Here is a 13,025-nt window from a genome sequence, read left to right as displayed (position 1 = left end):
ACCGGCGCGGCCCTTGCCGCTTATTGCTGCTGGACGTTGATCTTGTTCGACACCGACGTCACGCCAGCCACGCCCTTTGCGACTTCGCCAGCCTTCTGGATCTGGTCGTTGTCGGGGGCCGTGCCCGTCAGCGTGACTGCGCCGCCACGGGCGCGCACGTTGATGTTCGACACGTCGAGGCCTTGCGCCTTCGCGAGGGCCGAGCGGACCTTCTTGCCCAGCGCGCGGTTTTCCGACTTGGCGGCCTTCGAATTGGCGGCGGGTGCAGTTGCCGTCGTGCCGGTGGACGTGGAGTCGCTTGCCTGGGCATACGCGTGGCATGCAACAACCATTGCGACAACACCACCCAGTGCCTTCAGAAAATCGACCGATTTCATACCTTCTCCTTTTTGCTTGGTTTGGACCGCGTTTGACTGCGGCTTGGTTACGACTACGAGTGGCCCGACTGCACGCGCGCGCGAAGGCGCGACGAGGCATGGCGAGCCAGGAGCGTTGTCACGGTCTGCGAGAGAGGCGTTAGAAAGGATGACGGCCGGCGCGATCCAGCGCGCAGCGGTGCATGACACCGGCCGTGCGCCGCGCAGTTGGCAGCGTGCCCTGGTCTCGTCAGTCTCGCCGGGTCGCGCTGCGCCAACGTCGATGCGCGGCAGCGTTGCCAATGTAATCTAGCCGCGCAAGTTCTGCAAAGGATATCGCGCGTTCTGCACGGTTCCTGTTGCAGCCGCCTTCCGCCCGATGCAAAACGGAACGGCCGTGCCAAGCGTGCTTCAACGGTCCGCCGTGTGTGTACCGTAAGCTGTATCCCGTCGTTCCAGGTCACTTTTTGTTACGCGTTTACGACCCCGCGCGCCCGCCGCACGCGCCGCCGCGACATCAATCTCCTGTACCATCGGCGCGAATTCATCCGACCGCACAAGCATTCCCATGAAGCCTTCCGACGGACGTCGCCCGGAACGCCCCTCTGAGCGCAAGCCACCGCCCCGCCTCGTCGCCCGCTTCGTGGCGATCTCCTGGCGCGATCTCGCTGTATCGTTCGGCCCCATCCTGATAATCAGCGCAATTGCGATCTACGTCGCCGTGCGACTGATCCAGCCCGCCCCGCCCAACACGCTGACGATGGCGGCGGGCCCCAAAGGCAGCACCTTCTGGGTGGCCGCGCAGAAGTACAAGGAAATCCTCGCGCGCAACCGCATCACGCTCAACGTGCTGGAGACGGAAGGCTCGCTCGACAACTACCGCCGGCTGACCGACCCGCACGCGGACATCGACGTCGGCTTCGTGCAGGACGGCATCGCGCCGTCGAAATCGACTGACGATCTGATGTCGCTCGGCAGCGTCTCGTATGTGCCCGTGGCGATCTTCTATCGCGGGCCGATGATCACGCTGCTGTCCGAGTTCAAGGGCAAGCGCATCGCGATCGGCGCCGAAGGCAGCGGCACGCGCGAGCTCGCGCTGCAGTTGTTGAAGGCGAACGGCATCACGCCCGACGGCCCGACGAAGCTGCTGCCGCTGTCCGGCGACGACGCCGCCAAAGCGCTGACGGAAGGCAAGATCGACGCGGCGATCCTGACGGGCGACTCCGCGCAGCCGCCCGTGATGGGCAAGCTGTATCGCACGGCGGGCGTGCAGTTCTACGACTTCACGCAGGCCCCGGCCTACGCGAAGCGCTTCCCGTATCTGACGCAGATCGAAATGCCGATGGGATCGTTCGATCTCGGCAAGAACCTGCCGTCGACCACGCTGCACATGATCGCGCCGACGGCCGAACTGGTCGCGCGCGATTCGCTGCATCCCGCGTTGTCGGATCTGCTGATCGACGCGGCGCACGAGGTGCATGGCAAGGCGACGGCGTTGCAGCGGGCGGGCGAATTCCCCGCACCGCTCGCACATGACTTCCCGATCAGCGAGGACGCCGCCCGCTACTACAAGTCGGGCAAGAGCTTCCTGTACCGCGTGCTGCCGTTCTGGCTGGCGAGCCTCGCGGACCGGCTGCTGGTCGTGCTGGTGCCGATCATCGTCGTGCTGATTCCCGGGCTGCGGCTCGTGCCGTCGCTGTATGCGTGGCGCGTGAAGTCGCGCATCTACCGCTGGTACGGCGCGCTGATCGCGATCGAGCGCGAGGCGCTCAACGAAACGTCGGCGGCCGAGCGCGAGGCGCTCATCGTGCGGCTCGACAAGATCGAAGAATCGGTCAACGGTCTGAAGATGCCACTTGCGTATGCGGATCAGTTCTATGTGCTGCGCGAGCATATCGGCTTCGTGCGGGCGCGCCTCACGCGCGATTCGGAAGCGGTCGCGGCGCGCGACGCATCGGACGCAGCAGGTACGCCTGACAAGCCTGCTACGGCTGATGAAGGCCCCGCCGCCGTCGGCCGCGCCGAAGCCCGTGCGGCAATGCACGAGAGCCACGCGGCGCAAGAACATCACGACAATCCCGACAGCCACGAAAGCATAGCCAAGCCCGGCGGCGACCGTCCTGCCCGCACCTCGTGACAGCCTTGGCGCGTGCGCCGAACCCGCGCCGCGGCAACGCTGGCCGCGGCGGCGCCATTTTGTCAAATGATGCGCACGCGGCTTGCTCCGCGTAAGATCGAAACAATCAGAACGGGCCGGTGCGCTGCATCGCCGACGGCCCGCCGACTCCGGTAACCGGGAGACATCATGACCGATGGCATCGACGCCACGCAGCCACTGTGGTTTTACGACTTTGTCTCACCGTTCTCGTATCTGCTGCTCGAACAGCACGACAAATGGCCTGAGCTGCCGTTCGTGCTGACGCCCGTGTTGCTGAACGATCTGTATCGCCACTGGGGCCAGCGGGTCGCCTACGACGTGCCCGCGAAACGCATTTTCACGTACCGGTATGCGCTCTTTCGCGCGGAGCAACTGGGCATTCCGTTCCGCATGCCGCCCGCGCATCCGTTCGATTCGACCAAGCCGATGCTGCTGTCCATTGCGCTCGGCTCGGACCTGCAAACGGTGCGGGAGATTTTCCGCTTCATCTGGCGCGACGGACGCGACCCGTCGAGCGCCGATGGCTTCGCCGCGCTGTGCGAAAAGCTGAACGTGCCGAATGGCCAGGAGCTGATCGAGCGCGAGGAAACGCGCGCGCAGCTGATGCGGCAGAGTACCGACGCCATCGCGATCGGCGTATTCGGCGTGCCGACGTTCTGGCTCAACAAGCAGTTGTTCTGGGGCGAAGACGCGCTGCCCATGGTGCTCTATTGCGCGCGTACGCCGAACTGGCTTGACTCGAAGGAAGTCAAACGGATCACGTCGCTGCCGTCTGCGCTGGCGAAGGCCTGAGCGCCTTTACGTGGTTCGCTGGCCGGCGGCGGGTTCGCCGCCGTTCATGGTGTGACTTGGCGTGGCGGCCAGCAAGTGGGCGGATCGCCGGCCGTGATGCCCGTCATAGGGCCTGCGCTATGGCCCGCGCAGGGCAAAACGGCCTAAGGTTATAGCTTCGCGCGCGCATGCGGCGAGGCGTCGGGCACAAGGACGCCGCTGCATCGCAATGCACCGTTCGACACAAGCATTCGAAAGCCTTCAACGGGCCTTCCCCGCCCCGCCGATTCATGGACGACGACAACGCCGCATCACTCGATATCTGGCTCGTGCGCGTGCTGCGCACGCTGCTCGTCGAGCGCAGCGTCACGCAGACCGCGTTACGGCTGAACCAGACGCAGCCGGCTATCAGCACCGCGCTGCGCAAGCTGCGCGAAACGCTGAACGACCCGATTCTCGTGCGCGGCAAGTCGGGCATGGTGCCGACGGAATACGGTGAATCGCTGCTCGCGTCAGTCCAGAAGGTATTGCGCGATGTCGATTTCGTCGCGACGCCGCATGGCGACTTCGAGCCGGAGCGCTCGCGTCGCACGTTCCGCATCGCCGCGCCCGACTATCTGAACGACTTCTTCATGCCGACGGTGATCGCGCAATTCCGCGAGGCGGCGCCGCATGCGCGGCTCGAGATCGAGTCGCTCGGGCCGCTGCTCGATCATGCGTCCGCGCTCGATGCGGGTGAGCTCGATCTGGTGATCGGCAACTGGCCGAAGCCCGACGAGCGCTTCGAGCGCAGCGACCTGTTCTCCGATACCGTCGTGTGTATGATGCGCGCCGATCATCCGCTCGCGAAAGCGCCGCTCACGCGCGACGCCTATCTCGCCGCGCCACATCTCGCGCCCGCGCACTACAGCGGCGCGCGCGGCGGTGCGATCGATACGGGCTTCGCGCGGGCACATGCGGCGAGGCGTATCGTCGCGACACTTCCGTACTTTGGGCTCGTGCCGCAAGTGCTGCTGCAATCGGATCTCATCTTCACGACGACGCGACGCTTTGCGCTGCATTATGCGGAGATGCTGCCGCTGGCTGTCGTCGACGTGCCGATTCCGTTTCCGCGCATCAAGTGCTATCAGATGTGGCATCCGCAGCCGGACCGGCCTAGCGATATCCAGTGGTTGCGCGGCTTGATGGCGCAGGTGTCGGAGATGTTGGTGGCGAAGAAGGCGAGGCGCGCGCGGGGCGTGGGGAAGGAAATGAGTTTGCCTGCTGCGTCCGCTGGAGAAGTTTAGGAGTGGGTCAAGCGCTCGCCTGATCTTTACAAAACATGACGATTCGTCCGATGGTGATTCGCTACGATGTTTCACCTGCCCAAAAGCGGACGATGGCACATGGCGACAGAACTCAAGACGGATGCATGGCATCGCTACGTGATGTATCGGAGCGATGACACATCGCTTTTACGAATCGCATCGACAGAGGACGGCCGAAAGGCCATCGATGCAGGCAAGACGTTCACCCGTCGAGCCTACGCAGACGTGTGGGCAAAAGACGCGGACCTCGTAGATCGCGTCCGGCGATTCCTCGGCAAGAATTTTCACTGGCACGCGCGCCTCTCTGAGTCAGGTTCAGATCTCGAAGTGGTCGAGATGCTGCAAATGATGGTGCGCGGCGGTTCCATTCATGTGATTGCGCAAGAGCCCGCACGCGTTGGCAGCGCTGCGTCGGAAACGGAAAAGCCGAAGTCGTCGTTCTGGGGCGCGGACCATTACAGTCATATCTTCGACGTGTCTTTCGCCGAGCGCTACCGGGACCAGCTAAAGGCGATGAACGCCGGCGGCCCGACTCTGGCGGATATATGCGCCATGAATGACAGCGTCAACGCAGAGTTCATGCATGCTGCCGTGCTGGCCGATCCGCTCGGGACGTTGTCGGTTTTTGCGCGGGCTGGATGGGTCAGCAGGTACGGATTGCCTGATTTGACTGAATACGGAGTCGATGATAAAGCCGACATTGCAGATCAATATATCGGAGCGCCGACGCAACTCGACAGTGCAGAGCCCTATCGTCTGACGGACGGCGTATTGGTCGATGAGTCTTCGTCAATTCAGCTAGCCGGCCGGCTGACGCCTAACACAGGGGAGCCGGGAACCTGGTACACCAATCCCGGCAGCGGGCAGATGCGCTTATTTGGAGCGGATGGAAAACCCGTCGTCGATTTCGACTTTGATCACGATCATGGGCAAGGCATCCCTCACGCGCACAACTGGAACGACGGTGGTGGTCCTTATCCCGTTCGCGGTCCTGGCATAAGATTTTCGCCGTTGCCTTGATGCGACCACACATCGAACACATGGACTGCCATGAATACGACAAACGTTTACCACGACGCAGAGATCGCCGGAGTCGCTTACTCACGAGCAAGCGGAAGTGCCTTGCTCAATCTCGAACGGGTAATCAGCACCGAGACCCGAATCGGGTTTTCGGGGGTAAAAGCCTTGCGCGTGAGCGACTTCGGATTGCAGAACGTCATCTCTCGCGTACTTATCTCGGGGTCTCACAGGTTCTCGACGGATGAGATCCGAGACCATGTTCAATGGGCGTACAGTCAGCACGACTACAACGCATCGTTAGCGGACGAGAAGATCGCCGAAATCGAAGCAGCTGTTTCCCAAGGCGAACTCGTTTTGTTCGTGATCGAACCGTCCGTCGGAGCGGAGATCGTGATCTTGTGCGTAAGCGTGCAGGTCATCGATGCAGAATCACGAGAATGACCGAGTACGAAGTCCACGCGGCTGATGACTGAATATTTCGTTTCCTATTACGACGCTGAATCCAGAACAATAAAAACGGGATTCGTCGACGCACGCGTTTTCAAGGACGTGCGAATGAATCTGGCTATGGAACATGAGGTCGGAGCGAACAATCCGATCACCGATGAATTCGCCCGCCGGTTTGGCGGAGCCGCGCTGCTCTGGCTTGCAACGCAATACCCGGAGCTTCGTCAATATCTCCAGGTCACCGACGGCAAAGGCGGCAAGATAACCCTCTAGCCGTAAAAAAACGGGCCCAGCAAGTCACCCCGCTGCGCCCGTTGGAGGAACCGCTCAATAAATCACGCGTCGACGCAATCCGCTTCCTGAACCGACGCAAAATCCGCCAACGAAACCTGCTGCGACCTCACCTGCAACAGTTCCGCACACACCGCCACGGCAATCGACGTCGGTGCCTTGTCGACGATCCCTGGCACGCCAATCGGGCACGTCATCTCGAACAGCCGCTGCGGATCGACACCGCGATCGAGCAAACGCCGCTCGAACTTCACGCGCTTCGTCTTCGAGCCGATCATCCCGAAGTAAGCGAAATCGCGCCGCCGCATGATGCGCTCGGTAAGCGTGAAATCCAGCGCGTGGTTGTGCGTCATCACGAGAAAGAACGCGCCTGCAGGCGCTTGGTCGACGATAGCGTCGGGCGTGTCCGTCGCTTCGATCTGAACGTTCGCGGGCACTTCGTCGGGGAACAGTTCGTCGCGTTCGTCGACCCATTGCACGACACACGGCAGCCGGCCAAGCAGCGCGACGAGCGCATGCCCGACATGGCCCGCGCCGAACAGCACGATGTGCATCGGCGGCGGCAACTGCGTCGCGTGGCCGCTGCGCCGGCCAACCTGAACCGGCATCTGCGCGAAAGTGGGAACTTGCATCATGACGAGCGCCCTCTTCTAAAGTTTAGTGTCCAGCAGCGCGAACAGCACGGACGGCCTTGAGGATTTCCTCGCTGGTCGCGGGCGCGTTCAACGGCGGATTCACCTTGTAATCGCCAACCGCAGCGACGGCATCGCGGATCGCGAAGAACACCGAGAACGGCAGCAACAACGGCGGCTCACCCGTTGCCTTCGAACGGTGGATGCTGTCCTCCGCATTGCGGTTCTTGAAGAGCCGCACGCGGAAATCAGGCGGCGTGTCGTTGACGGTCGGGATCTTGTAGGTGGACGGCGCGTGCGTCATCAGCTTGCCGCCCGCGTTCCACCACAACTCTTCCGTCGTCAGCCAGCCCATGCCCTGAATGAAACCGCCTTCGACCTGGCCGACATCGATGGCAGGATTGAGCGACGCACCAACGTCATGCAACGCATCGGCACGCAGCACGCGCATTTCGCCCGTCAGCGTGTCGATCACGACTTCCGACACAGCCGCGCCATACGAGTAATAGAAGAACGGCCGGCCTTGCAGCTTCGCCTGATCCCAGTAAAGTTTCGGCGTCGCGTAGAAACCATCGGACCACAACTGCACGCGCGCGAGATACGCCTTCGCGATCACTTCCTCGAACGGCACGATGGCGTCGCCGACCAGCACACAGTCGCCCGCGAAACGCACCTGTGCCGACGTCACCTCGCCCGCGCCGTACTTCCCGGCGGCGAATGCGGCAAGACGCTCGCGCAACTGACGCGCGGCATCCTGTGCGGCCTTGCCGTTCAGGTCCGAACCCGTCGATGCCGCCGTCGCCGATGTATTCGCCACCTTCGACGTATCCGTCGCCGTCACGCGCACGCGGTTGAAGCTCACACCAAGCTCATGCGCGACGACCTGCGCGACCTTCGTGTTCAAGCCCTGGCCCATTTCCGTGCCACCGTGATTCACGAGCACCGAGCCATCGGTATAGATATGAACGAGCGCGCCCGCCTGATTGAAGTGCGTCACGTTGAACGCGATGCCGAACTTGCAAGGCGTGAGCGCGAGTCCCTTCTTCAGCACTTCGTTGTTGCGGTTGAATTCGAGTATTTCAGCACGGCGCCGACGGTAGTCACTGGTTGCTTCGAGTTCGTCGATGAGTTCGTGAATCACGTTGTCTTCGACGATCTGGCCATACGGCGTCTGGTTGCGCTCGGTCTTGCCGTACAGGTTGCGGCGGCGCACGTCGAGCGAATCCTTGCCGAGCGAACGCGCGACGTCGTCCATGATGTACTCGATCGCGAACGCGCCCTGCGGACCACCGAAGCCGCGAAATGCCGTATTCGACTGCGTGTTCGTCTTGCCGCAGAAGCCGTCGATGGCGACGTCCGACAGGAAGTACGCGTTATCGAAGTGGCACACGGCGCGAGTCATCACGGGGCCGGACAGGTCGGCGGAGAAGCCGCAGCGCGAAGTCATGTCGACGGACACGCCTTCGATCAGGCCTTCATCGTCGTAGCCGACGTCATACGTGTAGTGGAAATCGTGGCGCTTGCCGGTGATCATCATGTCGTCGTCGCGGTCCGGGCGCAGCTTCACGGGGCACAACAACTTCCACGCCGCGAGCGACGCGCAGCACGCGAACATGCTCGATTGCGATTCCTTGCCGCCAAAACCGCCGCCCATGCGCCGGCACTCGACCAGCACATTGTGCGAATGAACGCCGAGCATATGTGAGACAAGGTGCTGCATTTCGGTCGGGTGCTGGGTCGAGCAATACACGAGCATGCCGTCGTCGTCCTTCGGCACAGCGTAGGAAATCTGCCCTTCCAGATAGAACTGTTCCTGGCCGCCAAGCAGCATCTCGCCCGCATCGCGATGCACTGCGCGTTGCAGTTTCGCTGCGGCATCGCCGCGCGCGAGCTTCATCGGCGGAATCACGCTCTGGTTCGCGGCGCGTGCCTGCTGCGCCGTCAGCACGGCGGGCAGTTCCTCGAACTCGATGTCCGCGCGACGCGCGCCGAGGCGCGCCGCATCGTGCGAGGTCGCGACGACGATGAACATCGGCTGCCCGACATACTGGACGATGCCATCCGCGAGGATCGGATCGTCGCCTTTGACGATCGGCGCGCAGTCGTTATGGCCGGGAATATCGCCCGCCGTGAACACGGCGACAACGCCGGGCGTCGCGCGCACTTTATCAAACGACATCGACAGGATTTTCGCGTGCGCTTTCGGCGACGTGCCGAGCGCCGCGTGCAGTGTGCCGGCGAGTTCGGGGATGTCGTCGGTGTAGGTCGCGCGGCCGCTCACATGCAGATGCGCGGATTCATGCGGACGCGACACATGGACTTGCGTGAATTCGGCGAGTTCTTTCGCGTCCTTCAGGAACGGTTCGGCTTGCTGGTTCATTCTGTAGGTTCTCCGTTTCCTTTTTGTCCGTCAGGCCGCAGCGCCTGCTGCCAGTACCGCGCGCACATCGAGCGCGCTCTTTTGCAGCGGATTGTTCGGGCGCGTCTCGAGCCAGAAGCGGTACAGCGTGTTCGTTGCAGCTTCGAGGCGATAGTCGCTGGTCGCGCGCATGTCGCTGAGCGGCTGATAGTCCTTCGCGAGCGCGAGCATTGCGATCTGCGCGGTTGCTTCGTGCCACTCGTTGTCGGCGAGCGCGGCTTCCGCGTGCGCCGCGCGCTTCGGCGTCGCGGCCATGCCGCCAAACGCGATGCGCGGCTCGCGGATCGTCTCGCCATCGGCGATGAACGAGAACGCGGCGCACACGGCGGAAATATCCGAGTCGAAGCGCTTCGAAATCTTGTACGTGCGGAACTGGAAGTGCTTGCGAGCCTCGTTGCGCGCGGGCACCTTCAGACCGACGACGAACTCGTGTTCGGCCATATCCTTCTTCTGATACGCGAGGTACAGGTCTTCGAGCGCCAGTTCGCGTTCGATCTCGCCGCCGCGCAGCACCACGCGCGCGCCCAGCGCGATGAGGCCCGGCATCGAATCGCCGATGGGCGAACCGTTCGCAACATTGCCGCCGATCGTGCCCGCGTTGCGGATCGGCAGCGACGCGAAGCGCTGCCACATTTCAGTGAGTTCGGGATACTGCTTCGCCAGTTCGGCGTACGCGCGCTCGACCGTGACGCCCGCGCCGATCTCGATCCAGTCGTCCGTCACGTTGAGCTTCTGCATTTCCGCGATCTGGCCGACGTACACGATATGGCCGAGGTCGCGCATCATCTTCGTGACCCACAGGCCGATGTCAGTGCTGCCGGCAAGAATGCGTGTGGTGGGCGCGTCGGCCTTGATCTTCGCGAGCGCGGCGACGGTGCGCGGCGCGTCGAACTGCTGGCCGTTGCGTTCGTAGTGGAAGGTTTCGCCGCGTTCGAGCGTGGCGAGCTTGTCGGCGAGCGCCATGACGTCGACGGGTGCTTTCGGCGCGGGCAACTCGAACATGCGCTCGGCCGCTTCGATGATCGGGCGATAGCCGGTGCAGCGGCAAAGGTTGCCCGTCAGCGCGTTGGCGATATCGGCGCGGTTCGGCACGGTCTTGTTCGCGCACGCATGCTCGTGGCCGTGCTTCTCGTACATCGACCACATCGACATCACGAAACCCGGCGTGCAGAACCCGCATTGCGAGCCGTGACACTCGACCATTGCTTCCTGCACGGGATGCAGGCTGCCGTCTGGCTGGCGCAAGTCTTCGACGGTGAAAAGCGCCTTGCCATCGAGCGTCGGCAGAAACTGGATACAGGCGTTGACCGCCTTGAAGCTGACGCCGCCCGCGTCGTCGCGCTCGCCGATCACGACGGTACAGGCGCCGCAGTCGCCTTCCGCGCAGCCTTCCTTGGTGCCCGTGCAGCGCGCGTCTTCGCGCAGGTATTGAAGGACGGTGCGGGTGACGGGTGCGTCGGTGATCTCACGGATCGCGTTGCGATGGTAGAAGCGGATCGGCTGGCTCATGTCTCGTGCTCGTTTCGGTTGTTCGCGTCCGCGTGGGGCGTGCGGACGGTGCGGCTGATGGTTCGAAAAGTAGCATCATCAATATTCACAACCCATAGGTCCGATCGCATGGAGGACATATAGCTGGAGCGATAAATTGAGACGGCGGCGGGAGGATGGGCTTATATCTGAATGTCTGTTTAATTGTATTTTTATCAAATATGGCGTAAATCGGACACCGAATGCTGAACCTGTGTTGTCGGAAAGCGTGTCTGAAGGCCAGAAAAATTGACGGAAAACCGTCAAATGCCCGTTTCAGCCCGTTGTTCAGACCAGAAAATTATTAAGCAAATCCTGCAAGTGAATCGGTTCCATGGGAAAATCACGGCTTCCCGCCAAATTCAAGTCTCGTTTTCCCCATGTCCGCCGACTCCGCTACACCGCGCAGCGAATTTGCGACCACTTTGCAGATCATTCCGGTCGTTTTTTTCACCTTTCTTTGTTACCTGACGATCGGTATTCCGCTCGCGGTGCTGCCGGGTTACGTCCACGACGATCTTGGCTACAGCGCCGTGATCGCGGGCCTGGCGATCAGCGTGCAGTACTTCGCGACGCTTGCTTCGCGTCCGCTTGCTGGACGTTCCGCGGATACGCTCGGGCCGAAGAAGACGGTCACGATTGGTCTGATCGGCTGCGGGGTGAGCGGCGTGCTGTTGCTGGTGGCCGTGCTGCTTGGCCGGTGGCCGACGTTGAGTCTCAGTCTTTTGGTGCTGAGCCGGCTCGTGCTGGGCTTTGGCGAAAGCCTGTGCGGCACGGGTGCGATCCTGTGGGGTATTGGGCGGGTCGGCACGACGAACAATGCGCGGGTGATCTCGTGGAACGGCATCGCGACGTATGGCGCGCTCGCGATTGGGGCGCCGCTGGGCGTCGCGATTGCGCATAGCGTGGGGTTTTTTGCGCTTGGGGTTGTGGTGATTGTGCTGGCGGCGCTGGGTTTCTATCTGGCACGCCCGATTGCCGCTGTGCCCGTTGTGCATGGTGAGCGGATGTCGTATCGCAGTGTGTTTACTCGTGTGCTGCCGCACGGGATCGGGCTTGCGCTTGGGTCGGCCGGGTTTGGGTCAATCGCGACGTTCATCACGCTGTTTTATGCGGCGAATCATTGGCCGAATGCGGCATTGTCGTTGACCGTGTTTGGCACGCTGTTTATCGGTGCGCGGTTGCTGTTTGCCAATACGATCAAGACGTATGGCGGTTTTCGCGTCGCGATTGCTTCGTTTTCTTTTGAGTGCGTTGGGCTGTTGTTGCTGTGGCTCGCGCCTGAGCCGCATGTTGCGCTTGCGGGCGCTGCGTTGACCGGATTTGGTTTTGCGCTGGTGTTTCCGGCGCTCGGCGTCGAGGCGGTTGGGCTTGTGCCGCCCGCTAGCCGGGGCGCGGCGTTGTCGGCTTATTCGGTTTTTCTCGATCTGTCGTTGGGGATTACGGGGCCGCTGGCCGGGTATGTTGCTGGTGAGTTTGGATATGGGTCAGTGTTCCTCTTCGCGGCTGTTGCCGCCGCGGCGGCTGTTGCGCTGTCTACCATGCTTTATTTGCGCAATGCGCGGACGCCGAATGCGCCTGCGGCGGCTTGAGGTTGGCGCTTGCAGCGGGCGTTTAGGTTTTAGGTTTGTGCCTTTGGTGCGGTAGCGGTTTGGTTGTTTTTGGGTTTGCCGCTGGCATATGCGGGTTGTCTTCGTGGCGCGGCCGGGTTGGTTTGCTTTTGTTTTCGCTGGCATCCGCGCTTTGGGGAGTGTCTGAATTTTTGTGTGCAAGGCAGATAAAAGCCTGCCATCTGGCAGGCTCGTCAATTGCATTCTACAAATGATTCCTTGTGAAGCGATCCTCGTAGAGGATCGCGAACTGGTTCATCGCGGCTTTCCAGTCATGCGCGGCACGGCTCCAGTCAGCCGTGATATTGCGCAAGGCCAGCCATAGCAGTTTGGTCGCGGCCTCGTCCGTCGGGAAGTGCCCACGCGTCTTGACGATCTTGCGTAGCCGGGCATTGACACTTTCGATGGCATTGGTCGTGTAGATCACCTTGCGAACCGCTGGCGGAAACGCGAAGAAGGGGATCACGCGATCCCAGGCCCGACGCCA

General features: G+C 62.1%; 12 protein-coding genes. 7 read left to right on the top strand and 5 right to left on the bottom strand.

Annotation, left to right across the window (positions count from 1 at the left end; genetic code table 11):
• Nucleotides 1-20 precede the first annotated feature (20 nt).
• Complete coding sequence (locus tag BLT65_RS37445; RefSeq protein WP_042307312.1) at nt 21-377, bottom strand: BON domain-containing protein; 357 nt, start codon at nt 375-377, stop codon at nt 21-23.
• Nucleotides 378-924: 547 nt separating this feature from the next.
• Between BLT65_RS37445 and BLT65_RS37440 the strand changes: the two genes are divergently transcribed.
• The 6 genes from BLT65_RS37440 (at nt 925) to BLT65_RS37415 (ending at nt 6,332) form a co-directional block, all read left to right on the top strand.
• Nucleotides 925-2,493, top strand: coding sequence for a TAXI family TRAP transporter solute-binding subunit (locus tag BLT65_RS37440; RefSeq protein ID WP_091787952.1), 1,569 nt, complete (start codon nt 925-927; stop codon nt 2,491-2,493).
• Nucleotides 2,494-2,661: 168 nt separating this feature from the next.
• Entirely contained in the window at nt 2,662-3,306 is a 645-nt protein-coding gene (locus tag BLT65_RS37435; protein WP_042307308.1) for a 2-hydroxychromene-2-carboxylate isomerase, read from the top strand.
• A 269-nt stretch (nt 3,307-3,575) separates the two neighbouring features.
• Nucleotides 3,576-4,571, top strand: coding sequence for a LysR substrate-binding domain-containing protein (locus tag BLT65_RS37430; protein WP_091787950.1), 996 nt, complete (start codon nt 3,576-3,578; stop codon nt 4,569-4,571).
• Between the two features lie 99 nt (nt 4,572-4,670).
• Nucleotides 4,671-5,612 carry a hypothetical protein gene (locus tag BLT65_RS48170; protein WP_244186919.1) on the top strand — a complete coding sequence of 314 codons (942 nt, stop codon included), beginning with the start codon at nt 4,671-4,673 and terminating at the stop codon, nt 5,610-5,612.
• A gap of 30 nt (nt 5,613-5,642) precedes the next feature.
• A complete protein-coding gene (locus BLT65_RS37420; protein ID WP_091787948.1) occupies nt 5,643-6,053 on the top strand; it encodes a hypothetical protein in 411 nt (136 codons plus the stop codon).
• Between the two features lie 24 nt (nt 6,054-6,077).
• Nucleotides 6,078-6,332, top strand: coding sequence for a hypothetical protein (locus BLT65_RS37415; RefSeq protein WP_091787946.1), 255 nt, complete (start codon nt 6,078-6,080; stop codon nt 6,330-6,332).
• A gap of 62 nt (nt 6,333-6,394) precedes the next feature.
• Here the strand turns inward: BLT65_RS37415 and xdhC are convergent, their stop codons facing one another.
• From xdhC to xdhA, 3 genes are read right to left on the bottom strand one after another with little or no spacing between them, the layout of a single operon-like run.
• Complete coding sequence (gene xdhC, locus BLT65_RS37410; protein ID WP_091787943.1) at nt 6,395-6,985, bottom strand: xanthine dehydrogenase accessory protein XdhC; 591 nt, start codon at nt 6,983-6,985, stop codon at nt 6,395-6,397.
• A gap of 22 nt (nt 6,986-7,007) precedes the next feature.
• Nucleotides 7,008-9,362 (bottom strand): xanthine dehydrogenase molybdopterin binding subunit, encoded by a 2,355-nt coding sequence (gene xdhB / locus BLT65_RS37405; RefSeq protein ID WP_091787940.1) that lies wholly within the window; start codon nt 9,360-9,362, stop codon nt 7,008-7,010.
• A gap of 30 nt (nt 9,363-9,392) precedes the next feature.
• Nucleotides 9,393-10,910, bottom strand: coding sequence for a xanthine dehydrogenase small subunit (gene xdhA, locus BLT65_RS37400; protein ID WP_091787935.1), 1,518 nt, complete (start codon nt 10,908-10,910; stop codon nt 9,393-9,395).
• Nucleotides 10,911-11,308: 398 nt separating this feature from the next.
• On the opposite strand from xdhA, the gene BLT65_RS37395 reads away from it, so the two are divergent.
• A complete protein-coding gene (locus tag BLT65_RS37395) occupies nt 11,309-12,520 on the top strand; it encodes an MFS transporter (protein WP_091787932.1) in 1,212 nt (403 codons plus the stop codon).
• Between the two features lie 223 nt (nt 12,521-12,743).
• Here the strand turns inward: BLT65_RS37395 and BLT65_RS37390 are convergent.
• Nucleotides 12,744-13,025, bottom strand: a 282-nt coding sequence (locus BLT65_RS37390; protein WP_143036541.1) for a transposase, incomplete at its 5' end; no start/stop codon positions are given.

The organism is Paraburkholderia steynii (assembly GCF_900100565.1).
In the GTDB taxonomy this organism is placed as follows: Bacteria; Pseudomonadota; Gammaproteobacteria; order Burkholderiales; family Burkholderiaceae; genus Paraburkholderia; species Paraburkholderia terrae.
The sequence above is the reverse complement of the archived record's forward strand: the minus strand, read 5'-3'. Positions and strand labels throughout refer to the sequence as shown.

Coding starts and splice junctions, on each gene's coding strand:
- BLT65_RS37435 (WP_042307308.1), top strand. CDS start 2,662: ATGACCGATGGCATCGACGCCACGCAGCCACTGTGGTTTTACGACTTT.
- BLT65_RS37430 (WP_091787950.1), top strand. CDS start 3,576: ATGGACGACGACAACGCCGCATCACTCGATATCTGGCTCGTGCGCGTG.
- BLT65_RS37445 (WP_042307312.1), bottom strand. CDS start 377: ATGAAATCGGTCGATTTTCTGAAGGCACTGGGTGGTGTTGTCGCAATG.
- xdhC (WP_091787943.1), bottom strand. CDS start 6,985: ATGATGCAAGTTCCCACTTTCGCGCAGATGCCGGTTCAGGTTGGCCGG.
- BLT65_RS37440 (WP_091787952.1), top strand. CDS start 925: ATGAAGCCTTCCGACGGACGTCGCCCGGAACGCCCCTCTGAGCGCAAG.
- BLT65_RS37420 (WP_091787948.1), top strand. CDS start 5,643: ATGAATACGACAAACGTTTACCACGACGCAGAGATCGCCGGAGTCGCT.
- xdhA (WP_091787935.1), bottom strand. CDS start 10,910: ATGAGCCAGCCGATCCGCTTCTACCATCGCAACGCGATCCGTGAGATC.
- BLT65_RS37415 (WP_091787946.1), top strand. CDS start 6,078: ATGACTGAATATTTCGTTTCCTATTACGACGCTGAATCCAGAACAATA.
- BLT65_RS48170 (WP_244186919.1), top strand. CDS start 4,671: ATGGCGACAGAACTCAAGACGGATGCATGGCATCGCTACGTGATGTAT.
- xdhB (WP_091787940.1), bottom strand. CDS start 9,362: ATGAACCAGCAAGCCGAACCGTTCCTGAAGGACGCGAAAGAACTCGCC.
- BLT65_RS37395 (WP_091787932.1), top strand. CDS start 11,309: ATGTCCGCCGACTCCGCTACACCGCGCAGCGAATTTGCGACCACTTTG.